The 23,478-nt window shown below is 62.8% G+C and carries 22 protein-coding genes and 1 tRNA gene; 6 read left to right on the forward strand and 17 right to left on the reverse strand.

Translation table 11 applies throughout. The features are described 5' to 3' along the window. Positions 1-9: 9 nt before the first annotated feature. From VJZ71_13850 to VJZ71_13865, 4 genes are read right to left on the reverse strand one after another with little or no spacing between them, the layout of a single operon-like run. Positions 10-2,706: an O-antigen ligase family protein gene (locus VJZ71_13850; protein ID HKQ49150.1), complete on the reverse strand. Its 2,697-nt coding sequence runs from the start codon at positions 2,704-2,706 to the stop codon at positions 10-12. Positions 2,707-2,717: 11 nt separating this feature from the next. Further along, entirely contained in the window at positions 2,718-3,845 is a 1,128-nt protein-coding gene (locus VJZ71_13855; protein HKQ49151.1) for a PilT/PilU family type 4a pilus ATPase, read from the reverse strand. A gap of 54 nt (positions 3,846-3,899) precedes the next feature. Next, positions 3,900-5,435 (reverse strand): tRNA (N6-isopentenyl adenosine(37)-C2)-methylthiotransferase MiaB, encoded by a 1,536-nt coding sequence (miaB, locus tag VJZ71_13860; protein HKQ49152.1) that lies wholly within the window; start codon positions 5,433-5,435, stop codon positions 3,900-3,902. Beyond that, positions 5,432-5,992 (reverse strand): hypothetical protein, encoded by a 561-nt coding sequence (locus VJZ71_13865; protein ID HKQ49153.1) that lies wholly within the window; start codon positions 5,990-5,992, stop codon positions 5,432-5,434. Before VJZ71_13865 ends, miaB begins: the two co-directional genes overlap by 4 nt. Before the next feature lie 107 nt (positions 5,993-6,099). Between VJZ71_13865 and VJZ71_13870 the strand changes: the two genes are divergently transcribed. Both VJZ71_13870 and VJZ71_13875 read left to right on the forward strand, forming a co-directional pair. After that, positions 6,100-6,618 carry a hypothetical protein gene (locus tag VJZ71_13870; protein HKQ49154.1) on the forward strand — a complete coding sequence of 173 codons (519 nt, stop codon included), beginning with the start codon at positions 6,100-6,102 and terminating at the stop codon, positions 6,616-6,618. 307 nt (positions 6,619-6,925) lie between these two features. Continuing rightward, positions 6,926-7,411 carry a polymer-forming cytoskeletal protein gene (locus VJZ71_13875; protein ID HKQ49155.1) on the forward strand — a complete coding sequence of 162 codons (486 nt, stop codon included), beginning with the start codon at positions 6,926-6,928 and terminating at the stop codon, positions 7,409-7,411. Between the two features lie 9 nt (positions 7,412-7,420). Here VJZ71_13875 and VJZ71_13880 read toward each other — a convergent pair whose 3' ends face one another. Both VJZ71_13880 and VJZ71_13885 read right to left on the reverse strand, forming a co-directional pair. Next, positions 7,421-9,025 carry a SpoIIE family protein phosphatase gene (locus VJZ71_13880; protein ID HKQ49156.1) on the reverse strand — a complete coding sequence of 535 codons (1,605 nt, stop codon included), beginning with the start codon at positions 9,023-9,025 and terminating at the stop codon, positions 7,421-7,423. Positions 9,026-9,113: 88 nt separating this feature from the next. Then, entirely contained in the window at positions 9,114-9,836 is a 723-nt protein-coding gene (locus VJZ71_13885; GenBank protein ID HKQ49157.1) for an RDD family protein, read from the reverse strand. A gap of 227 nt (positions 9,837-10,063) precedes the next feature. On the opposite strand from VJZ71_13885, the gene VJZ71_13890 reads away from it, so the two are divergent. From VJZ71_13890 to VJZ71_13900, 3 genes are all read left to right on the forward strand, one after another. Beyond that, positions 10,064-10,498, forward strand: a complete 435-nt coding sequence (locus VJZ71_13890) for a hypothetical protein (protein ID HKQ49158.1) — start codon at positions 10,064-10,066, stop codon at positions 10,496-10,498. 54 nt (positions 10,499-10,552) lie between these two features. Beyond that, positions 10,553-11,332: a hypothetical protein gene (locus tag VJZ71_13895; protein ID HKQ49159.1), complete on the forward strand. Its 780-nt coding sequence runs from the start codon at positions 10,553-10,555 to the stop codon at positions 11,330-11,332. 64 nt (positions 11,333-11,396) lie between these two features. Continuing rightward, positions 11,397-12,089: a hypothetical protein gene (locus tag VJZ71_13900; GenBank protein HKQ49160.1), complete on the forward strand. Its 693-nt coding sequence runs from the start codon at positions 11,397-11,399 to the stop codon at positions 12,087-12,089. A gap of 116 nt (positions 12,090-12,205) precedes the next feature. On the opposite strand, the gene VJZ71_13905 is transcribed toward VJZ71_13900, so the two are convergent. The 10 genes from VJZ71_13905 to VJZ71_13950 all read right to left on the reverse strand — a co-directional run bounded on the left by VJZ71_13905 (position 12,206) and on the right by VJZ71_13950 (position 21,937). Beyond that, positions 12,206-12,571: a hypothetical protein gene (locus VJZ71_13905; GenBank protein ID HKQ49161.1), complete on the reverse strand. Its 366-nt coding sequence runs from the start codon at positions 12,569-12,571 to the stop codon at positions 12,206-12,208. Between the two features lie 602 nt (positions 12,572-13,173). Further along, entirely contained in the window at positions 13,174-14,394 is a 1,221-nt protein-coding gene (locus tag VJZ71_13910; GenBank protein ID HKQ49162.1) for a glycosyltransferase, read from the reverse strand. Next, the gene (locus VJZ71_13915) at positions 14,395-14,655 is read right to left on the reverse strand and encodes a hypothetical protein (GenBank protein ID HKQ49163.1); all 261 of its coding nucleotides are present in this window, start codon (positions 14,653-14,655) and stop codon (positions 14,395-14,397) included. Beyond that, a complete protein-coding gene (locus tag VJZ71_13920; GenBank protein ID HKQ49164.1) occupies positions 14,652-15,449 on the reverse strand; it encodes a YggS family pyridoxal phosphate-dependent enzyme in 798 nt (265 codons plus the stop codon). Before VJZ71_13920 ends, VJZ71_13915 begins: the two co-directional genes overlap by 4 nt. A gap of 139 nt (positions 15,450-15,588) precedes the next feature. Next, positions 15,589-16,752 (reverse strand): MraY family glycosyltransferase, encoded by a 1,164-nt coding sequence (locus tag VJZ71_13925; protein HKQ49165.1) that lies wholly within the window; start codon positions 16,750-16,752, stop codon positions 15,589-15,591. A gap of 7 nt (positions 16,753-16,759) precedes the next feature. Then, complete coding sequence (locus tag VJZ71_13930; protein HKQ49166.1) at positions 16,760-17,905, reverse strand: DegT/DnrJ/EryC1/StrS family aminotransferase; 1,146 nt, start codon at positions 17,903-17,905, stop codon at positions 16,760-16,762. A gap of 42 nt (positions 17,906-17,947) precedes the next feature. Beyond that, on the reverse strand, positions 17,948-18,472 hold the full coding sequence (locus VJZ71_13935) for a CBS domain-containing protein (protein HKQ49167.1): 525 nt from the start codon (positions 18,470-18,472) through the stop codon (positions 17,948-17,950). 3 nt (positions 18,473-18,475) lie between these two features. Next, positions 18,476-19,495 carry a 2-oxoacid:ferredoxin oxidoreductase subunit beta gene (locus tag VJZ71_13940; protein ID HKQ49168.1) on the reverse strand — a complete coding sequence of 340 codons (1,020 nt, stop codon included), beginning with the start codon at positions 19,493-19,495 and terminating at the stop codon, positions 18,476-18,478. A gap of 4 nt (positions 19,496-19,499) precedes the next feature. Continuing rightward, positions 19,500-21,374, reverse strand: a complete 1,875-nt coding sequence (locus VJZ71_13945; protein HKQ49169.1) for a 2-oxoacid:acceptor oxidoreductase subunit alpha — start codon at positions 21,372-21,374, stop codon at positions 19,500-19,502. A 65-nt stretch (positions 21,375-21,439) separates the two neighbouring features. Next, positions 21,440-21,937 carry a CBS domain-containing protein gene (locus VJZ71_13950; protein HKQ49170.1) on the reverse strand — a complete coding sequence of 166 codons (498 nt, stop codon included), beginning with the start codon at positions 21,935-21,937 and terminating at the stop codon, positions 21,440-21,442. 153 nt (positions 21,938-22,090) lie between these two features. On the opposite strand from VJZ71_13950, the gene VJZ71_13955 reads away from it, so the two are divergent. Then, positions 22,091-22,174 (forward strand) — tRNA-Leu (locus VJZ71_13955). A gap of 105 nt (positions 22,175-22,279) precedes the next feature. Here the strand turns inward: VJZ71_13955 and VJZ71_13960 are convergent. Beyond that, complete coding sequence (locus VJZ71_13960) at positions 22,280-23,428, reverse strand: hypothetical protein (GenBank protein HKQ49171.1); 1,149 nt, start codon at positions 23,426-23,428, stop codon at positions 22,280-22,282. Positions 23,429-23,478: the final 50 nt, after the last annotated feature.

A 23,478-nucleotide genomic window follows, 5' to 3' on the forward strand; every position in this document is an offset into this window, starting at 1 on the left:
CGCGACGGTCTAGGGAGTCCCCATCTTCCGGGCCAACCCGACCAATTCAGAATAACTCGGCGGCCGGGATGCCTCCGGCCGGGTCTCATAGGTCTTCACAATTTCCACGGCGAGGCGCCCGACCTCGGTGTAGGTCCGCTCCGGTGTTCGGGCGTCGGCCGGCAGACTCCAATTAATGCGAAGGTTAATCTGCCCCGGATCTTTTTTCATGATCAGGTGCATCATGGCCGAGAACCGCCAGAATCGCGCGAGCTTGTCGGGCATTTCCATCGGCATGATGCGGCCCCCCACGAGTTCGGCGGAAGGCGCTGCATTCGGGACGACCGACGAGGGAATGCTGTCGATGACGTAGAACTCGGCGCGTTGTACGCGCTCGAAGGCCTCCTGGTATCGCGAGGAATCGAGCAGGAACAGAAACTGGGCCGCCAGGTACCACGCATCGACCTCCGCGGGCCATTTTCGCCGGACCGCCGCGTATTTCCGCGCGATCCGATCATAAGCCTCGGCGGCGGCGACCTGGACACGCTCGGCCCCGGCGAGATCGCCTTGGCCGATGCGCCGAAAGGCCTCAACGCGCAGCGTCTCGGGCGCCAGAGGATCGACCCAATCCGTTTCAACGGGTCGCCCGACATCGCGAAGGGCCTGCTCGACCCGCGCCGGCCACGCCGAAGCGACCATCGGCGACTTCAAGCTCTCCGTCGCCGTGGCAAGCAGAATCTCCTCCCACTGGTCCGCGCGGAGCGCGCGGCGCACGCATTCGAGCTTGCCCGCCGCATCCAGCTCGCCGATTTGAATGAAGAGAATATTGCCTTGCTTGTCGTAGGGATGGATATCGCGGAGGAATATTTCGAGCGTCGCCCGCGCCGCCGCGAGATCGCCGATCATCATCTGGGCCTCGGCCAGTCGAAAGCCCGTATCGAGATATCCGGGGCAGGCCTGCCACAACTCCCTCCAGGCCTCGATCGCGCGCCGGCCGAGTACGCTGATGTCGTTTCGATCCGACGCGGGCAGGCTCGCGGCGACCGGGGTTTCGTAATGCGCGCGGAGTTGATTCGATCGGGCCGCCGCGAGATAGTTTCGTGAGGAAAGCCATCGCCCCGCCCCGAACCGGCCGACGGCCAGTTCAAGTTCTTTCTCCGCCTGTGCATCGTCCTTGAGAAGCTGCGCCCGGCCCTGCGCGTGGTGGATTGCCGCGCGGACGTCAACGGCCACGAGGGCCAGAATCGCCACGGCAGCAATAATTCCCATCGCTCGGCTGGCCGCTTGACTGCTGCCCCTCACCGTCGACGCCGCTTCGAACGGGGCGTGACGGCCGAGCGCTACGGTCAGCCCCAGGATCGTCCAATACCAGCCCGGCAAGATCGGCGAACGCAGATTGATGCTGCTGGCCTCGGCGACGCAAATCTCGATCAGGCCCGCCAAAAGCGCCAGAATCATGACACGTGCGGAGGCCTCCAATTGCCGCCAGCGCCTCGAACCGACGACGATCGCGCCGATCGGCAGGGCGACGTACATCAAGGCGCCGGGAATCCCCAACTCAAACGCCGCCTGAAGCCACTCGTTATGCCCGTCGAAGTCTACGGTCCCGTGCAGAATCTTCGGCTCCTCGGCCCGCTGCAGGGCCTGCGCGGTCGTCGCCTTGATCACGAACCGGTCGGGACCCGCCCCCCAGACCGGCGCGTCGGGGATCATTTTGAGCATGGTTTGCCAGTAGATCGAGCGAACGCGCAGCGGCAGGCTCGCGGCCACCTCGCTGCTTCGCGCCTGGCCGCGGACATACCACGCGGCGCCAACGAGTGCGACGAGGGCCGCGACAATCAGAATTGCGCGTTGTGTTCGGGTTCGACAACGTTCCCACAGTACCATCCCGCTAACGGCCGCCCATGCCGCGAGCAAGCCCATCCATGCCCCGCGCCGGTTCGCGGCGAGGAGGAGGAATAACGCCGTGATTGACACCACGGTCCCCCACAGGATTGCGGGAAATGGCGTGGACTCGGTTCCACGAATTTCGTGGGGATCCTTGCTGCTTCTCCGGTGAGTCGGTGTCGGAGTTGAAATCTCCCGATACTTTGTCGTCACGGCGCCGACCAACCACACGCTGCCCATCGCGGTCCACAGCGCCCCCAGCGACGCCGTGAGCGTGATCGGGCCGACGGGCAACTGAAAAAACCGCTCGCCGAGCGCCTGGCGATGCGCCAGCGACAGCCCGGCGGCGACGATCGCGACGATGGACGCTGCCGCGAGTGCACCCTTGACCTGGCTGACCGAGCCGACCCGACCGAGCGCAGCCGCCCAGCCCAGTCCGCAGGCCAGCCAGAACAGCCACCCGCGCGATTGCTCCCAGGAACCGTTGCTCCACGCCGAAGTGCACGCCCAGAGAAGCGTTGCGGCGGCGAGCATCTCAAACCAGTAATCCGAAACGCGGCCGTGCTGTGAAATGCGGATGGGCAACAACACCAACAAAAGCGCGAGGCCCACGGGCACGGCGTAATAACGCAGGTCAGACAGATCGGTGAGTTGCACCGGCACAGCCAGCAGGCGATCCACGAGCCACGGCCACTGGTCCCCCGGCTTGACGCCCGAGACATCGCACAGAAGCAGCGTCGATGAAAACAGAACGAACCCGACGATGGCCGAGAAGATGAGAACGGTCCGATCCGCCTTGTGCCGACGCGGTGGGTCCTTGCTCGGCGAGGATCGACTCATGGAGAGGGATATTACCGCGTCCGCTGGACCATGGTGCGGGATTGGGTCTTGATGCCGCGAAGCTGGCTGGCCAGGGCCTCGGCATTGGGGGCGAACTGCAGGGCCACGTCCATGAACACCAGGTCATCCTCGACGAGTTTTGCCAGCGATGTGGTGTAGCTGTGCATGCCTTCTTTTTCGCTGGAGTCAATGAGCGCGGGGATCCCTTTGTCTTGCTCCTTGCGGATCAGGTCCTTGCAGGTCGGGGAGTTGATCAATATCTCCGTCGCGGGGACCAGCGGGACCCCTTCCTTCGCCCCCGGCATCAGACGTTGCGAGCAAATCGCCTTCAGGCAGTTAGACAGGGCACCGCGAACGAACTCATGCTCCGACCGCGGGAAGAACTCGAGGATGCGCGCGAACGTCTGCATCGCATCGGCGCTGTGCAAACTCGCGAAAACCAGGTGACCGGTTTCGGCGGCCTGCAGCGCGGCGGTCATGGTGAACTTGTCGCGCATCTCACCGATGTAAACGGTGTCGGGGTCCTGGCGGACGACGTACTTGAGCGCCTCGCCAAAATCGGGGATGTCGATGCCGATCTCGCGCTGGGAGATGATCGACTTTTTCGGCTTAAAACAGAACTCGACGGGGTCCTCGATGGTGACGATGTTGTCGTGGCGCGTCAGGTTGATGTGCTCGATCAAGGCCGCGAGGGTGGTGCTCTTTCCCGATCCCGTCACGCCGGAAACGAGAATCATCCCTTCATTCGTCGTATCGGCGAGCTTTCGGTAGATCGGCGGCAGGTGTAGTTCTTCAAAACTCGGGATCGCTGAGTTCAGCCGCCGGATAGCGGCGTTCATCTGGCCGCCGGCCTTGAAGATATTGATGCGGAAGCGATCGCCGTCGGGCAGCTCCGCGGCGAAGTCGAGATCGCCGCGAGTTTCGTACTCCGGGCGGCGAATTTCCGGAATGATCGGCGTCATGCAGCGCTCGATCTCCTCGCCGGACATGGTGGGGAGATTGACGGTCCGGAGGATTCCGCCGACGCGATAGGTCGGCGCAACACCCGCCTTCAGGTGCAGGTCGGAGGCCCCGTGGGTCTTCATCGCCCCGAGAAGCTGTTCAATGGTCTTTCGTGAGGCCTTGGGAGCATCGCTCATAAGTCGTACCTTTTTGTGGCTCCGGGGGCTATCTTACCAGAACGTCGGCGGGAATCAGGTCGCACTCAGTACTGGAAGCGGCAATTCGCGGTTGCGCACTCGAGTCGGGGCAGTGGCAGCCGCAAACGGTTCCCCCTGGAGAGTATATGGCGTCGCCGCGACGATTCGCACTGGAATAATCCGGCCGATCCATTCCGCCGAGCCGTCGAATACCACGATCTGGTCGCCCGAAGTCCGGCCGACGAGCTGACCGGCGGCTCGGCGGCGCGGGTCGATCTCTTCGCCCCGGGATTGCTCGGATTCCTGGGCCTTGAGGGCCCGCTTGCTGAAGCCCTCGACGAGCACCTCGACGCATTGGTCCAGCATGGCGCGATGATGCGCCTGGCTGATCTCCGCCTGCACCGCGAGCAGGTCGTTGTTGCGCCGCCGCTTGATCTCGTCCGGGACGTCGTCCGCCAGCCGATCGTCCGCCGTCGTGCCCGGCCGGGGGGAGTACTTGAAGATGTAGCAGTTCTTATAGCGGGCGTAGCGCAGAAGTCCGACGCTCGCCTGAAAGTCGTCTTCCGTCTCGCCGCAAAATCCGACGATCATGTCCCCGGCGATCGAGAGGTCCGGCATCAACGCGCGGGCGCGATCCAAGAGCGCACGATACTCCTCGACGCTGTACCCGCGGTTCATTTGCTTCAACACGCCGTTGCTGCCGCTCTGCGCGGGAATATGCAGATACCGGCAGATCCGCGGTGACGCCGCCATCACTTCGAGCGCCTCATCCGTGAAGTCGCGCGGGAAACTTGTCACGAAGCGCAATCGTGGTAGTTGCGGAACCTCGTCATGAACCCGCCGCAGCAACTCCGCGAAGCTCGTCGCGCGACCGCCGCCTTCCGGCTGATAGTGGTAATGATTGACGGTCTGTCCGAGGAGTGTCACTTCCATGACCCCCGAATCGGCCAGACGACGCACCTCGTCCACGATTTGATCCGGCGGTCGGTGGACCTCCGGCCCGCGCGTGTAGGGGACGACGCAAAACGTGCAGAACTTGTTGCAGCCGCGCGTGATCCGCACGTACGCCTGATGCTGCCCAAAGACGCGCGGCACCGCCGCGTGAGGAGTCAGTCCAAACGCCCGGCCGCTGTCTAGCGCCTCCAGATCGGTGTGTTCGCCCGCATGGACCACGGGCGTCGAGCGACTGCGCAGCCGCCCCGAAAGCGCCACGGCTCGCGAGCGATTCGATCGCACATCGTCCACTAGCGCCGGAAGTCGGTGTAGTTCGCTCGGCCCGCAGAGGATGTCTACATGCGGCATTTTCGCGACCAGCCCCTCGCCGTCGCGCTCGGCCATGCAGCCGATGACCGCGACGATCTGATCCAGATTCTTGCGTCGGGTCCGCTTAAGTTGGCCCAGGCGGGAATAGACCTTGTCCTCGGCATGTTGCCGGACCGAGCAGGTATTGAGCACCACGAGCGACGCCCCGGCGGCGTCATCCGTCGGTCGAAATCCGCGCGCCAGCAACTCGCCCAGGACCAGTTCGCTGTCCAAGGCGTTCATCTGGCAGCCCATCGTTTCCAGATAGAGGGTGGCGGTCGGCGTCATCGAGAATCAACCTTTTTTTCCAGCGCGGCGAGGCTCGCCTGGGCCCTCTTGCGAACCGACGCGGCAAGGCGCTTCTGCTCCAGACATTCACGATACAGTTCCGCCGCCTTTGGAGATCGTTGCAATTTCTCGTAGGCCCGGGCTGCCCAATAGAGACCCTCACCCGCCTGTTCTGTTCTCGGCCGCTGCACCACGACCCGCATCGCCGCCAGTCCGGCCTTCGCCGAGCGGCCCCTGGCCAGTTCCAATTCGGCCTCGCACAGATTCCATCGCCCTGCTTCTTCGTCGGACGCTTTCGCCCGAGTTTCCGCGAGTGACGTCCGCGCGGCGCTGAGCACTCCGGCCGCCTTAGCCAGATCGCCATCGGTCATCGCTGCCCGAAACTTTTTCAATAGCGCCGCCGTTCCTTTCGCGGCGGTCGGCGCGCTGGTCGCCGTTTTGGTCGGACGTTTTGAGGCCGGCGGGCGCTTCGCGGGAGTCGGCCCGGCCGCGTGGGCAAACGTCGTCGCCGCCATTACCAGCGTCGCTATCCCCATCCACAAAAAGCGGTTATTCACGTTGAAATCGTACCTCGCCAGGCCCCTCGGGGTCAAACGAAGCGCCGGCGTCGACCGTCAATCCTCCCTGCTTTCACCGTGTGCGTCCTGGGACCATAATAGTCGCCATGCCCCGCAAATGCCCCGGACTGGCAAAGCGTTCGATCGTCTTGTTGGCATTGGCGTGCGCGATGTTCTTGGTCGTTGGCTGCCACGAATCCCTGCGCGATGCCCGCCCTATGCCCACCGACGGCGAGGACTTGCCGATCCTGCGCCGCGTCGCCGCCACGCACTCGCACGAAACCCGCGCAATGCAGGTCGTTGTCCGCGATCCGGCCATGCTCGCCCGCATCCCTCTGGCGGATGTCGATGTGAACTTCGCCGAGGAGATGCTCCTCATCGTCACGCTGGGGCGAGTAACCTCCGACCGATTCGCCGTGGATATCACCCGCGTCTGGCGGGAAGGCGGCCGACTCCGCGTCGAGGTGACGGTCACGGCCCCGCCCGCTGGCGCCCCGGTCGCCATGGCCAGCCCGTTCTGCATCGCCGTGGTCCCGCGCTGCGACCTGAACGTCGCCGATTTCGCCCCGGAGCCGCCCCAGCGAACCCGCTCCTGGGAACAAAGCACGCCGCCCGAGAACTTCTAACCCCCGCGATTCCGAGAATTCGACTCCGAAGCGACTTCGTTAATTTACGACCCGCGAAGACATTACCCGTCGCGTCTCCAACAACTCACAGCAGGCTCTCTCTCCCTCTTTGGGCGAGGGTCGGGGTGAGGGTTCGAATAGCGAGGGCACCAATGCGTCTTTTTCCTTCACGTCAGATCCAATGTCTCCTGGGCCTGTTGGACAACAATTACTTTTGCTATACTGATCGCTCCACGGAGGGTTTCTCTGGGCGATTGATCAATCACTTATCGAAGCGGCGCAATGAACGGCGCTGGGAGGTTTTTTCATGGCTGACAACGGCGATTTTCCCACCATTATCGGCGCCGACGCGCGCTTCAAGGGTGAACTTTCTTTCGAACGCGGCGTGCGCATCGACGGCGCCTTCGACGGTCACATCAAATCCAAGGGCTCGCTGCACGTGGCCGAGGGCGCGAAGGTCTCCGCCAACGTCGAGGCCTCCAACGTGAAGGTCGAGGGCGACTGCCGCGGCAATTTCATCGTCTCGGAGAAGCTGCACCTGATGGCCACGGCCAAGGTCGAAGGCGACCTCCGCACGACCCGCCTGGAAATCGCCGACGGCGCGATCTTCAGCGGCAACGTCGTCGTCGGTCAGACGGCTATGGAGGCCCCCGTCCGCCGAATGGCCCCGAGCGAAGTCAGCGCCAACTCATCCCCCGACGTCGCCCGAATGCCTTCGCACCCGCCGGCATCCGCCCCGGCCCCGCGCCCCACTCCGCGCCCGCAGGAAATCCGCATCCCGGCAGCTTCGTAAGCGCGTCCCCTATTTCCTGCGCGCCAACACGACCGAAAGGTCGTCAGGCACCGTTCCCCCGTGCAAGAACTCCGTCAGTTCCGCCTCTAGCTCCGTCAATGCCTGCCCGGGCGTCCGGCTCAGGCCTTCGCACAAGCTGTCCTCCAGCCCCGAAAGCTTGAACGTCTCCGCTTGGGCATTGGCCGCCTTGTTTACCCCATCCGTCGCCATCACCAGCGTCTCGCCGTGTCCGAGTTCAAACGCGCCAAGTTCCGCGGGCACGCCCTTGGCCTTGCCGATGGACTCACAGCAGGCCGTCTCGATCCATTCGAACTCCCCATCCGCGCCGACCCGCGCCAGATGCACGCCGCTGCCCGCAATGGTGTATTGCACTTTGCCCGTCGCCGGAGCGATCCATAAATGGGCGAGATCGACCGTCACCCGCCCCTCGCTCGCCGAAAGCAGCCAGTTCAGCGCCCGCGCAAAAAGGTGCGGCGCATCGACGTGCAGGGCGGAGCTGCGAAACGCCGTGCGCACCTCCGCCAGCGTCCGCGGGACAGCCGCGCCCTCCGCCTCGATCCGCGCCATGATCAGCGACGCCGTCTTGTCGGGAAGCTGCACGATGTCGTAATAATCGCAGCACCGCTCCGTCCCCATCAGGCGATACCCAGCGACATACAGTTCGTTCCATTGCGGCAGCGCCTTGGGCGTGACGGCGTCTTGCGTCGCGCGGGCGATCGTCAATTCCGTGCTCGCCGCAACCTGTCGCCGGGCCAGCGACTTGCGAATGACCGTCTCCACAGGCATGGCGACGCAGCAAGCCAGCGTGCAAAACGCGTCGTAGGCGGCCTCGTCAAAGGCCGGATCGCCGGCGTCGTTCTCGACGTAGAGCATCCCCAGCGTGCCCGACTGGCAGATCAACGGCACCGCCATCGCCGAGCGCAGCCCCGGCGCCGACGCCTCCGGGCAGTACAAGTACTGCGTGCCCGTCAAACAGCGCGGCTGCATCAGCTCCGCAAAGGCCGGCCGATCGCACGGCTGACCGTGTTCATTCACGCCCAGCGTCGACTCGAACGGCCCGCGATCGTCCGAGCGAATGCCCACCCACCCGCGGCGGGCGCCGAAAGTCCGGATCATCGCCCGCAGGATCGGCGCGAGCAGGTCCTTGGCGCTTTCAAACTGCGCCAGGCGCAACGCCAGAAGCGTCATCTGCTCCAGGTGTTCCTTGCCCACGGTCACAGGCGAGTCGAATTTCTTGGCGACCGTGGAAAGCGGCAGCGTCTCGTCGTGCTTCCGAGCCAGCGCGACCATCCGCTCGCGCTGCAACTCCTCCGGGCTCTTGCCGGACTCCATGAACAGGCGGATGGCGAACGGTCCCATCTCGATCTCGTCCGCATGGCGCAAGCGGGCGCGGCCCTTCTGGATCGCCCGGTTGAGACAGGTCGGCACCGAGGCGTCCACGATCTCCAGCCACCAATCCCCGCCGGGGTCCTGCACGATCGTCGCCTGATGGCCGCCGATTCGCGGATCGGGCAAATGCACGGCGCACTCCGGATTCGACCCGATGGAGACAATCCCCGCGCTCGCGCGGAGTGTCGAACGGAGCTTTTTGTCCTCGAGGATCATGAGCCGCATGACCGACCGCCTCCCGGAAGTGAGAAGGAGCGAATCCGGCTAATCGTCGATGTGTACCAGTGAATTGTACGACGGCAAACGCATAACCTCAACGGCGGTGCGGGCCCAATTCGAAGCCGCTGGCAGGTATGGCGGCACTTCCAACCGGCGCCGTACGGGCCGCCGGGGCTTTGAGGCGAATCTCTTGCCCGCATTCCGGGCAGCGGCCCGAGACGTTGCCCGTGAGGTTGTATCCACACTTCGTACACAGGATTCCCCTGGGGTCGAACGGCATTCGGTAGGCCTTTTTCTCCCACACGACGCACGTGTTGGCCCATTTGTCACCGGAGCGCCGGCCCTTAATAAGCTGCATCGCGACGAGAAGCGGCACGACGGGAATGATGAGAACCAGGTTGCGCTTGAAGCTCTGCAAAAACGAAATCGGTTCGCGGGTATCCCAATCGACCGCGCGCACGCCGCACAGCCACTTGCCCGGCGAGTAACCGGAAAATCCGTCCTTCAATGCGAAGAACATAGGTACAAGTACCCAGGAAAAGGCGATCCAAAAAACGTCCTCCACGGTTGACGTCGTGCGAGCTGGCGAAAACGCCTGCGGGAAAACCATGCCCACCAGAAAACCAATAACGGCGGAAAGGGCAATGGTCGCGACGTGATCGATGATCCACCCAAGCTGACGCCGATTCGCGAACCCGTTGCTGCACTTGCGACAGACCGGCACGTCGTACAGCTTGCGCATCCGCTTTTCGCGAACCACGCGATCACAGATGGGACAAACCGCCTGCTCGGCTTTCGGAATTGCAACGCCGCTCATCGATATGTTCCTCCTGGATCAAGCGACCCATCGGCCCGATCCGACCCGATCGCCACCGATTATCCCTCAAGCCATCGGCCGCGCCAAACCCGTCGAATCCATGAGTGCGTCTCCCGGTCATCGAATTGACAGGCTCGCCAAGGCGGGTTACCCTCCCGGGTCTTGCCCTAAACACCGGCCCGCTCAATGGAAAGCCTTTTGGCGGCCGCAGTTTCGGTAAGGTGACGATGCGATCAAAAATTGAACATGCTTCAATCGGACTCTTGATAACCGTTGCGCTGACCGGCTGCGCCAAGGAGCCGAAAACGGCGACGATCCTGCCGGCCAAGGCCCAGTCCTATGTCGCCGACGTGCCCGTTCCCACCAAATTCAATCTGGATGAAACGAAGTCCGACAGCGCGTCTCAGGCGGGCCGGCGAAACGTGAAGCACTTTTATCTCGGAAATGCCCCCATCCTGGCCGTGCGAAACTTCTACGTGCAAAACATGCCCGACGCGGGCTGGCAGATCATCGACGAAACGCTTCAAAACGGCGTCTACACGCTCAACTATCGCAAGGCCGAGGAGCGCTGCGAGATTCGCGTAGAAAAGATCCCGGCGGGCTGGTTCAAACCCAGCACCCAAATCCGAGCGACCGTCCGCTCCCCGCACCTGGAACGATGACCCACACGCTGGATGTCCCACTGACCACTAACCACTAGCCACTGACCACTACTCATGAAGACCGCACGACGACAGGAACTACGCACCAACGAACTCTCGCAGCAGATCGACCAGATCGGCGACTACGTCAAGCAAAACGCGGCCATGCTGACGATCATCGTCGCCGCCGCGGCGATTCTGACGGCCGGCGGCTTCTGGTTCGTCAAGGGCCGCCAGAGCCGCGTCATGGACGGCTGGGCGATGCTCAATGACGCCGAAATCCTCAAGGACATGCGTGGGGCCGTGGAGCAATACCGCACGCTCGCCGAGGAGAACCGCACCTCGGCGCTCACCCTGGCCGCCTGGCTCCGGATCGGCGAACTCGCCATGTCCAAGGTCGCCAACCCTGACGTCGCCGCGGCCGCCGCCGATCCAAACTGGTCCGAGACGGCGGCCAATGCCTACACGCGAATCCTCGAGGATTTTCCCAACGACGTCAGCGCCGTCGGTCTGGCGCGGATCTCACTCGGCGTCCTGGCCGAAAATAAAAAGGATTTCGACAATGCCCGCAAATCCTATCAGGCGATCCTGGACGATTCGCGCCTCGCCGATTCCCCCTATGCCGTGCAGGCCAAGTATCGCCTCGACGGCCTGGCCCGCTGGTCGCAGCCGGTCGTCTTCGCCCCCGCCCCGATCGTCACGACCGCGCCGGACCCGCTGATGACCCCGCCCAGCGTGATGACCTTGCCGCTGTTGCCCACCACCGCACCGACCTCGGGACCTGCCGTCGGGGGTGTACCCATCACGCCGCTGCCATCGAATCCCCCGGTCGCCACGACGCAGCCCGCGGGCTGATGGAGTGTCTGCCATGTCCGGAGTCTTGACTTCTTGACGGTTTGACTTTTCGGTGTTTCGCGTAATGTTGCCCGACACGATCAAAACCCGCGGCCTTCACACCGGCGTGCGCTTCGCCCCCCCGGCCGCGCTCGACAAGCATCACAAGCAGCAATTTCAAATGAAGGCCAGCGAGGGCTTTGACTGGCGGAGGCAGGAATACGCCGAGACCGTCTGGTCGCTCGCCACCCCCCAGGCCGAAGGCGACCCGCGCAGCCAGCTCAAGTTCTCGGTGCAGCCCGACGCGGTCAACTTCGAGGACTTCTTTCCCACCGGCTCCCTCGACCTTTTCGTCGACAATTTGAAGATGGCGCTCGAATGCGTCGCCTCAGTCTTCGGCCCTCGGCTCATCCTCGCCTCCGGAGCGATCATCCGGCTGACCGCGCAATCCGAGGGCAACGACGCCCGCCTCTTCCTCGGTCAGCGCTGCCTGGGACTGGACGACCGCCTCGGCGCCCTCCGCCGTCCCGTCCACGCCGTCGGTCTCAAGCTGCTCCTGCCGCCCATCCCCGGCCCGGAAAGCCCCAACTGGCAGGCCGAGGTCAAAGTCGAATCCCTCGTCGAGGACGTGCGCCAACTCTTTATCGAGGTCGACACCCGCTGGGCCCAGCCCGTCCCCTGGGACCCGCAGGTCGTCGTGGACCGCGTCCGAACCGCCCACCATTTCGCCACTACGCAGGTTGTGGAAATGTTGCAGGGCCTGGCCGGAAAAAGCTAAGGCGTTTTCTGTCCCTTGCGTCTTTTCGGTCCCTTCCGTCCCTTCGCTGCGAGAAGAATTTCAGATCCCCTTTTGATCTGCTGCGCTTTTTCACCCACGGGTCCGGTTAATAACGGCTACGTACCCGCTCGCTTAATATATTTGATTCTCCTTGCCTTTTCGGGCAAGACCTCGAATATGTTGTTCGACTCCTTGCGGATGATCACGACATCCGCTTTGTGAACGGAGGGATCGCCGACAAGTGTGACGTCCGGCCTGCCCCGATGCCGTGTGTCCAACTCGACAATGCGGCCATCACGGGATTGAACGGCAACCTCCTCGGTCTTCCATCCCGCAAAAAAGCCGTGATCGCGATTCTTGACGATGATCTTCCCGTCCCAGTCAAAGTCCTTTAGTCGCGACAAATCGACCTCGTATCGGTGCCAAGTTGTGCACCCACCCATAACCGCCAGTATCGCAAGGGAAAAAGCTATTCGAATCATCCGCCGGCCTCCATGAAAGAACTCCCGCGACTCTATCCCCATATTCGTATAGTCGGCCCATCCTTCACAGCGCAACGGCCTTCCTTCGGATTCTTTATTCGCGTACCACGTTGTCGTAATCTCTTGCCTCGTCAGCACTAACGTTACAGTGCCCTTCCTGCTCCCTCAATCACGAGTTTTAGAGGGAGCGCTGAGCAAGGGTGGTGCGCAAGGAACAAGAAGAAAGGGAGGTCGCTTGCTTCGTTCGATGCCCGGCCGTCTGCGACCCCGATGACTCTGCGCTCGCAGTCAATGGACTGGCCGCGGTGGACGATTCTCACTCGTTTTCGTTCGTTTTCGGTTAAAAAGAATTCTGGGAAGCGGCGAAGATGTTGGACGGCCCTGGCGAACAAGGGATCATCCTTTACTCTCCCACGGTGCCTTCATGCCGGAGATTGCCCGCGCGCCCGGCCGAGTCGCGGTGGCGACTAAAGTCAGTAATCCGGCGTCCCAGCAAATCCCGGCCCGTCTCGCCCCCAAAAAACATCGTCGTTAATCCGCGCCATCTGCGGATGCCCTCCACCCAATCCGCATTCCGAAATCCGCAATCTCGACTGCTCGCCCTATTTCGCCGAGATCGCCTGCACCGTCGGCTCCACCCGATCGCCCCGATACGTCGTTCCCCGCCAAGTCGTCGTCGAGCGACCGCCCAGGCGGCGTATGGCCCCTACGAGCGCCCACAGACCGATCGCAACGCCAAGCGGGTAGGCCAGGGCATACACCGGATGAAGCCGATTGAGCCGATAGAACCGCAGCATGACCGTCATCTGCATCAAACAGGTTGCGGCGGACGCGACGAGCAGCGCCCGCCACGTTCGATCCGGCGCGGCATCGGCCAAGACAGCGCCGAGCGACGCCGCCAGCGCCACCCACGGCAGCAGGCTCACCAGGACGACCATGACCGCCGTGACGATCAGCCGGCGCAGCGTGCCGAAGCAGCCATAAAAAATGCGGCTCCAACCCGCCCGTGTCTGGGCGAAGCCGTCGTACATCCGCACCGTATAGAGGTCCACGTTCGACACGACGCGCAGCCGCTGCCCGGCCTCCTTCGCCCGCCGCGCCATGTGCATATCCTCGTTGAGTTCCGTCTTGACCGCGTCGTGCCCACCGATGGCCTCGTAGCACGAGCGGCGCATAAGCATGAACGCCCCGTTGGCGTACGCTGTGCGCCGCGCCGGGTTGTTCACGTAGAGCGGATTGAACCAGATCATCAATATCCCGCTGCACGCGGGCTGAATGATGCTCTCCCAGAAACCCTTGGTCTCGTGCGCCGGGAGGACGGAAAGGAAGTCCACGCCCTTCTCCAGCGCATAGCGCATCGCAATCGTCAGGGATCGTGGGCAGGTCTGCACGCAATCCGCATCGGTAAAACAAAGCCACTCGCCGCCCGCGCGCTCGAGGCCCTCGCGCATCGCGTTGTTCTTCCCGAACCAGCCGGGCCGAAGCTCCCGCACGTGCAGGGCGGTCAGCCGATCACTCTGGGCCGCGAGGCGATCGAGGATTGCCCCCGTTTCGTCGCCGCTGCGATCGTTGACGGCGATGACGTCGAGGCGGGGATAGTCCTGTTCGACGAGCGAACGTACGCAGGCCTCGATATTGGCCGCCTCATCTTTGGCGGCGACGAGGAGGCTGACGGTCGGCAGCGCCCCATCGTCGCTGGCGTACATCGTCGAATCCAGCGGCGGCATGACCCGCGCGGCGCGCGAAAGCTGGAAATGGCGACTGGTCCAGGCGACCAGCGCCAGCACCGTCATGCCCGACCATGCCCAGAGAACCGTGTCCATTCAATGCCACCGAAGGAGTATGACGAGCACCACCAGCCAGAATCCGATCTGCACCAGTTCCCACGTGAACCGTCCCGGTTGAAGCCGCAGCAACTGCACGACGACATAGCGGCGCATCAGGGCCGTCGACCGATCCGGCGCCGAAAAATACACGCACCAGCCCCACAACGAGCGAACCGTCACGACCGTCGCATAGACGGTGCACAGGATGCCCAGAACGAGCCGCCAGAACTCGAAGAGATCGCGAGTAGCGAAGCTCACGCCTCGTCCTCATCGGGGGCGGCCGCCGGGCTGGAAAGCCCTTCGAACAGCAGGCTGCCGATCCGCACCATCGTCGCGCCGCACTCGATCGCCGTCTCGAAGTCGTTGCTCATGCCCATCGAGAGTTCCTTGAAATGCGATTCGAGGTGGTGTTCGCCGCGCATGTCCTCGAAGACGTCCCGCAAACGCTCGAACGCGAGGCGCAGCTCCTGCGGCTTGGAATCCAGCGGGGCCATTGTCATCAGTCCGCACAGGCGAACACTCGGCCATTCGGCCAGATGTTCCACCAGATGCGGCGCGGCCCCGACGGCGATGCCGAACTTCGACCGCTCCCCGCTGGTATTCACTTGCAACAGTATGTCGACGACGCGGCCGAGCTTGGCCGCCTGTTGGTGGAGATCTTCCGCGAGCCGCAGGCTGTCCACACTGTGGACCAACTCCGCCCACGGGACGACGAGCTTGACCTTGTTGCGCTGCAGATGCCCGACCATGTGCCAGCGGGGTCGGGGCGCCGGTCCCTCGCGCCGCCCGCCGAGGACGCTCTTTCGCTCGAAATACTCGTGCATCATGCCGGCGCGCTGGTTGAGTTGCTGCGCCCGGCTTTCGCCGATGTCCAGCACGCCCAGTTCCAAAGCCTGGCGGATGACGTCCACTTCAACGTATTTGGTGACCGCGACGAGGCGGATGTCCTCCGGTCGGCGGCGACCGCGCTCGGCCGCCTGGTGGATGCGCTCACGGACCTTTTTGAGATTATCGCTGAGCCGGCGGCGAACAGAGGCGAGATTGCTGACCACGTTCAATCGATTCCTTTCGTCCGTATCCCGCCGCGGCCGAACCGGCCGCTTCCCTCGCGACGAATTCTAAAGAATCGCCCTGAAAAAGGAAAGCTTGAGAGGAGCATGGGCCTCTGGCCCGTGCGCACCGGCCGCAGGACTATGCACCCCCCGCTCGTGACCGCGCCGCCGTGTCATCCACGCGAAGCATCCCAAAAGCGCGGAATAACATCGCCGCCACGAGCGGAATGGCCATCAACAGCACAAACAACTGCCCGCGCGTCAGCCGCACGGCGAGCGGCCCCAACGCCGCGAATCCCGCCCCGATGGCGTAGCACGTCAGCACGGTCTGTCGGATCGTGAGCCCGCGATCGCGAAGCTGATCGTACAAATGGCTGCGGTCGCCGGTGAACAGCGGCCGGTGGTTGATCCACCGACGGCCGATCGCCAGCCCCGTATCAAGCACCGGAACGGCGAAAGCGATCAGCGCTCCGTCGAACCAGCGCCACGACGGTTGCGTGCGGCACGTCGGATGCTCCATGAGCAGGATCATGACTACGGCCGTGCTGTATCCCAGGAGAAGCGATCCGCTGTCGCCCATGAAGATGCTTGCCGGATGCGAATTAAAGAACAGGAAACCGAGGCAGGCTCCAAAAATCGCCGCACAAAGCGCCGCCCGCACCGGCGCGAGAACATCCCCGGCGGGCGGCACGGCGAGACTGACATAGAAAAACCCGACCGCCGCGATGCCGAGGATGCCCGCGCACAGCCCATCCATCCCGTCGATGAAGTTTGCCGCGTTCATCGCCCCCGCCAATGCGAAAATGCAGACTGCCGCGCTCAAGCCGAGCACGACTGGTTCGCTGACGGCCCAGCCTGGAAGATCATCCGCGAAGGAAGCGATGAGCGCCCGCCCGCACTCCCGCCCGATCCCGCCATACATCAATAGACCGGCCACGATCGCCTGCACCAGCAATCGGAATTTCGGCGAAAGATGGCGGATATCGTCCGCCAGACCGGTAAGCATCAGGAGCGTGCCGCCAACGACGATCCATGCGATCTCCAGTCGATCGGTCCGCGTCAAAAAGACCGCGCAAACCAGCGCCGCGAGCCAGCCCAGATACATCGCTACTCCGCCCAAGTAGGGAATCGGCCGCTCATGAGGCTTGAGCCCCGAGTCCGGTCGATCATAAAGATCGAGTCGGATGGCGATTCGACGGACGAAGGGACACGTCAGCAGGGTAACGGCCAGCGCGGCGGCGAACGGCCAGACGTATGACGAATAGAAATCAATGGGTGCAACGGAGGCCAAAAGACGCGTCATCACGTCGTCAGGCTCCGGCTCCGTAAAACTCCAGGATGGTGGCAGCGACCCGCTCCTGCTGCGCGGTCGTTAACTCGGGATAAATCGGCAGGGCCAGCACCTCGCGCGCCGCCTGTTCCGAGTGAGGCAGTTGGCCCGGCTTTCCACCGAGAGCGGCGAAACATTCCTGCAAGTGCAGCGGGACGGGATAGTAGACCTCCGTTCCGATGCCGCGCTCCTGCAGATGCTGCCGCAGCTCATCGCGTCGGGGGACACGGATACAGTATTGGTTGTAGATGGAAACGTTGCCTTCTGCGATGACCGGCGTCTTGATAAGGGTATGGGCGAACCGGTCGTTGTAACGGCGGGCGTTTTCGGCTCGCTTGCGCGACCAGCCGTCCAGGTGCCGCAGCTTGACGCGGACCACCGCCGCCTGCATCGCGTCCAGCCGGAAATTCCCGCCGATCCACTTGTGGTAGTACTTCGGCTGCGCCCCGTGGTCTCGGAAGATCCGCAGCCGCTCCGCGAGCTTCTCATCGTTCGTGCAGATCATGCCTCCGTCGCCGAAGGCCCCGAGGTTCTTGCTGGGAAAGAAAGACAACGTTCCCAGCCGGCCCATGCTGCACGCCTTTTTCCCGTGATGCGTCGCCCCAATCGACTGCGCCGCGTCCTCCATGACCGGAATCGACCGGCGATTGGCTAATTCCATGATCTCGCCCATCGCCGCGCACTGTCCGAAGAGATGCACCGGAATGATGAGCCTGGTTTTATTCGTGATCGCCGGCTCGATCAGCGCCGCCGTCGCGTTGAATGTCCCCGGATCGACATCGATAAAGACCGGCTTGGCCCCAAGGCGGCTGACGCAGCCCGCTGTCGCGAAAAAGGTGAACGTCGGCACGATCACCTCATCGCCCGGCCCGATCCCCAAGGCCATCATTCCGCACAAGAGCGCATCCGTCCCGCTGCTCATGCCGATGCCATAGTTGCATCCGCAATAGGCGGCGACCGCCTCCTCGCACGCGACCACTTCCGGCCCGCCGATAAACCGCTGCGATTCGCAGACGCCATCGATCGCCGTACGAATCTCCTCGCGGATCGTGTCGTACTGCGCGCGCAGGTCGAGTAACGGAATCGGCGTTTGTGTGCCGGGCGGTGAAGACGCCAGTCGAGTCATGGTGGGTTGGATATAGAGGCCTTCTGGAAAAACCGCAAGCCCCTACGCGCTCGCGGCTAGATAGCGCTTGCCCAGATGTTGCAGGAGATCGCGGACCGACACCATCGCCAGCGGATGGCCTTCCTTGACGATGGGTATATGCCGGAACCCCCCGACGTCCATGCGGTTCAGCGCCCAGGCAATCGTCGCCTCCGGCGGAAGCGTCTCGGGATCGGGCGTCATGTAATCGCGGACGGGCGACGACTTGAGTTCATTGAATTTATCGCCGATTTTCAGCAGCAGGTCCCGCTCGCTGAAGATCCCCACGAGCTTGTCATTGGATACGACCAGTACGCAGCCCACCCCGCCCGCCACCAGGCGATCGACCACCTCCTGCAGTGTCGTCGTCGGGCTGACGGCGATCGGGGGAACCGCCATCACCTGCGACAGGTCCTCGCAGACGACGGTGCTTTCCCAGCCGACATCGGCCTTCGCGGCGGGGAGTTCGACCGCAATGAGCGACTGACCGCATTTCTCGCAGTCATCCGCGCCGTCGATATTCCGGTGTTTGCAGGCGGGACAGATCACGCGTTATTCCACGACCCAGGTATCCCCGGAATTCAGCAGTTTTTCCAGCGAGCCCTTGCCCTGCTTTTCGACGGCCGTCTTGATCTGAGCATGCACGCCTTCCTCAAAGAGCGGGGCATCCACGCAGCGGAGCACGCCCATCGGCTCGGGAAACTCGGGGTAGCGCATGCGGCTGAGCATGAAGGCCAGACTCGGCTCGGCCATCTTTTCGTCGTGGAACAGGAGGTCGTCTTCCTTGATGTCCCCGCCGAGCTGCACGACCTCCGGCTCCATGTTCTTCAGGCGGATGCCCTTGTCGCGGTTCTTGCCGAAGATCAGGGGCTTGCCATGCTCCAGGTAGAGCGTCGTGTCCTCCTTGGTCTCCTTGCCGCTGGCATATTCGAACGCCCCATCGTTGAAGACGTTGCAGTTTTGATAAATCTCGACAAAGGACGTGCCCTTGTGCCCGGCGGCCCGCAGAAGCGTTTCGGACAGGTGCTTTACGTTGACATCCATCGTCCGGGCGACAAAAGTCGCCTCCGCGCCGATGGCGACGGAGAGGGGGTGCAACGGGTTATCGACTGACCCGAAGGGCGTGGACTTCGTCTTCTTTCCCAGTTCGGAGGTCGGTGAATACTGCCCCTTGGTCAATCCGTAAATCCGGTTGTTAAAGAGCAGCACCTTGATATCCGGATTGCGCCGGATCAGGTGAACGAGGTGATTGCCGCCGATGGACAGACCGTCGCCGTCGCCTGTCGCCACCCACACGGACAGTTCGGGATTGGCGACCTTTACGCCCGTCGCGACGGCTGGCGCGCGGCCGTGAATGCTGTGAAAGCCGTAGGTGCTCAGGTAATACGGAAACCGGCTCGAACAGCCGATCCCCGATATGCACACGAGTTTCTCGCGCGGAATGCCCAGATCCGGCAGGATCTTCTTGACCTGCGCGAGGATCGAATAATCCCCGCACCCCGGGCACCAGCGGACATCCTGGTCGCTGGCAAAATCTTTCGCTGTCAGTTGCGGTAACGTTGATGTAGACATTGCTCTATTTCTTCCCGTCTAGAACTTCCTGAATCTTCGCCTCAATCTCCGCGATCAGGAAGGGTTTTCCTTTGATCTTGTTCAAACCGATCGCATCCACGAGATAATTCGCGCGGATGAGCATCCGAAGTTGCCCCATGTTCAACTCGGGGATGAGCACTCTCTTGTAGTTCGCCATGATCTCGCCGAGGTTGCGCGGGAACGGGTTGAGATACCTCAGGTGCGCCGCCGCGACGCTGTATCCCTGCTTTTGCACGCGCTCCACGGCGCTCTTGATCGCCCCCGCCGTTCCGCCCCAACCCAAAACGAGCAGATCGCCCTTCTCCGGCCCCATGACCGTCTGCGGCGGCACATCCAGCGCAATCGCCGCCACTTTCTTGGCCCGCAACCGCACCATCCGCTCATGGTTCTCGGGGTCGTAGCAAACGTTGCCGGTGATGTCCTGTTTCTCGAGGCCGCCGATGCGATGCTCCAGGCCCGGCGTGCCCGGCAGCGCCCACGGTCGCGCGAAATATTCGTTCCGCTCGTACGGATGGAACGGATGCCCGTTCGTCCCGGTCGGGTGCTTGACCTCGATCCTGGGCAGCTTGGCAACGTCGGGGATCGCCCACGGCTCCTCGCCGTTCGCGACGTAGCCATCGGAAAGGAGGATGACCGGCGTCATGAATTGCAGCGCAATGCGAACGGCCTCTACGGCCACGTCGAAACAGTCCGCCGGCGACGAGGCCGCGATCACGCAAACGGGACATTCTCCGTTTCGCCCGCAGATCGCCTGCAAAAGGTCAGCCTGCTCCGTCTTCGTCGGCAGTCCCGTGCTCGGTCCGCCGCGTTGCACGTCGATGATGATGAGCGGCAGTTCGGTCATGACCGCCAGGCCGATCGCCTCGGCCTTCAGCGCGAGTCCCGGCCCGCTCGTGCCCGTCACGCCGATGTCCCCGGTGAAGGAAGCGCCGATCGCGCTGGTCACCGCGGCGATTTCATCTTCCGCCTGAAACGTTTTGACGCGATAGTTTTTATATCGCGCCAACGTATGCAGAATGTCGCTGGCCGGCGTGATCGGATAGCTGCCGTAGAACAAATCCTTGCCCGCCAGGTTCGCCGCCGCGATGCAGCCGATCGCCACGGCCTCGTTGCCGGAGATCCGCCGGTATTTTCCCGCGGGGAGCTTCGCCTTCGGGACGGTGAAGCTGCTTGCGAAAATCTCGCACGTCTCACCGTAAAAGTATCCGGCTTTGAGAACCGATTTATTTGCCTCGGCGACGACTGGGTTCTTGCCGAATTTATCCTCGATCCACTTGATCGTCGGCTCCATCGGCCGCCCGTAGAGCCAGTAGATCACGCCCAGCGCAAAGAAGTTCTTGCAACGGTCGACATCCTTCGACCCCAGGCCCGAATCCTTCAGCGCCGTCGCATTGAGCTTCCCGATCGGGATGCGGTGCACCTTGTATTTGGAGAGGCTTCCGTCATCGAGCGGATTCTGTTCGTAGCCCGCCTTCTTCAGGTCCGTCTGGCCAAAGTCGTCTTCATTGACGATGACCATCCCGCCCTCGCGGACATCGCCGACGTTGGTCTTCAACGCGGCTGGGTTGAACGCCACCAGCGCATCCACCATGTCGCCCGGCGTATGCACGTCGTGGCTGCTGAAATTGACCTGAAACCCGCTGACGCCCGCCAGCGAACCGGCCGGTGCGCGAATCTCCGCCGGATAATCCGGAAACGTGCTCACGTCGTTCCCAAAGATCACCGTGCTCCGCGTGAACTGCATCCCCGCGAGCTGCATCCCATCTCCGGAATCGCCCGCGAAACGAACCGTCACTTCATCCACACTCTGCACCGGCTTCTTTGCCGCCGGCTTCGTCATTGTCTCTACTGTGCTCATCGTTTGTTGTATTCCTTACTCGGTCTTTCCCCTGGCCACTGGCCACGAACCACCGGCCACTCTCTTCAAGCCCCCTCTGCCTCCGCATCCAGCCGCTCCGGTCGCGGCGGCAGGTTGTATACAACGGTCGGAAAGTACTCCACCATGTAGTGAACTATTTCCCGGACCGATATTCGCCCCAGTACACGCCCCCGCTTGTCCACCACCGGCAGGTGCCGATAGCCGCGATCCCGCATTCCCTGGATCACCGTACCAATCGTCTCGTCCGTCGTGGTAGTGGCCGGGCTGGGTGACATGACCGTAGAGATCATAGCTCCGAAATCCACCCCCGTACCGATAACCCGCTTGAGCAGGTCCCGCTCCGTAAAGATCCCCACCAGCTTGTCATCGTCGACGACGCACAAGCAGCCGGTCCGTCCCTGCTGCATCGCCGTCACGGCCTCGCGAACGGTCGCGCGCGGGCCCACCGTCACAGCCGGCTTGACGTCCAGGCGGGCCACCGTGTCTTCCCAGAGATTTTGCTTGAGCGGCACGCGTGAGCCTCGCTGGCGGTAGTCTAACATGCTTGGGATTCCAAGGCCAAATGGACAAACTTACCAATTGGCAAAGTCCCCAGCACGCGGCGTGCCAAAGATCAGAAACTTGTCACAACCTCCCAAGCGAGCTAGACTTCGGCCTCGTTAAGAAGGGGTGGACGTCACTAATCCCCCTTACCCGCGGCCATGGCGGAATTGGCAGACGCGCTAGGTTCAGGTCCTAGTGATCGCAAGATCGTGGAGGTTCGACTCCTCTTGGCCGCAGTACCTTTCAGGTATGCACATTTCGTATCCGGCGTTTCCGACGCACCCGGCCTTTCGCGAGTTGAATTGGTTCGGGCCAGCGGGGGCGCACAGACACCGCTTGTCCTAGGGGCATCCAAACTCGCCCATCAGCATGTCGACGAAGGCATCGGAGTCGGCGAGGTCAATGGCGTTGTAGGAGGCCGCGAGATCGGCACAGGGACTGGCGGAAACGTTTCCGAGCAGGATGTCGACCAGGGCGGCGATGTCCCGTCCGCTGACGGTGCCGTCGTTGTTGACATCGCCGGGACAGGTGCAGGAATTGGGGACGAGCGCGCTGAAGTTGAGCGACGTGGGTGTGCCGGGCTTGAACAGGCCGACCTTGACCAGGCCGGCAAAGGGTGGGCGATCGGCATCGAAGCGGAAGTTGTAGGTGGTTCCCCAGCGGAGGGCGTTGGCGTTGACGTTGGTCGTGTAGGAATCGGTGGCCCAGGTCAGGTTGCCGCCGCCCAAGACCGGCGTCCAATCGGCGGAGCTGTAGGGTTCGCCGCTGTGGTAGTCGACGTCGTGAAACCCGATGTTTGACAGGTTCGTTCCGACAGCAAAGGGAACATAAAAGAAGCCGGCCGAGCGGTCGGAATTCATGTTGTACAGGGCATATTCGTAGTGCCACGTCGTGTCGGGCACGATCTCGGTGACCTTGTATCCCAGAATGAATCGGCCTTCCGAGGGCACGAACCCGTCAACCAGTGTGACTCCGCTCTCGACAGTCGGCCAAGCCTCGATCGCCGACTCTTGTTGGTGGGTGGTGCCGCCAAACGCGAGGTTCCAGCCGCCGCCGCTGAACGTGCCCACCGTGGTCGGCCGCCAGGAGGTGTTGTTGAACCTCTCATTATGGTTCTCGTCGGTCGGGATGTAATGGACGTCGCAGTAGTACGACGCCCCGGGGTTCTGCGCCGGGTCGAGATCGGCGTTGTGGATCTGGAGGCGCTTATAGATGGCGTTGCCAGTCTGGCCCTCGGTCGGAAATGGATAGGAAAAAACGCCAGTATAAGCGTTCACGTCCGACTTGGGCCCGAGATCGGATTGATTACCGTTCAGACCTGAGCCATAGGTGTCCGTACAGCCGACGGTCAGCCAGTCGCAATTGCCGTCCGGGCTGCACGATCCACAATTCGGCCCGGACGCGTCCGCGGCGCAGAAGCCGTGCTTGAGCCAGCTCATCCCGATCTGCTCAAATCTGCCGGCGCCATCAACGACCTTGTATCGATACATGTTTTGACCGATTACCGGATGCTGATTGTTCGTATCCAACCAGATCGCTG

Source organism: Phycisphaerae bacterium (assembly GCA_035275405.1).
In the GTDB taxonomy this organism is placed as follows: domain Bacteria; phylum Planctomycetota; class Phycisphaerae; order UBA1845; family UTPLA1; genus DATEMU01.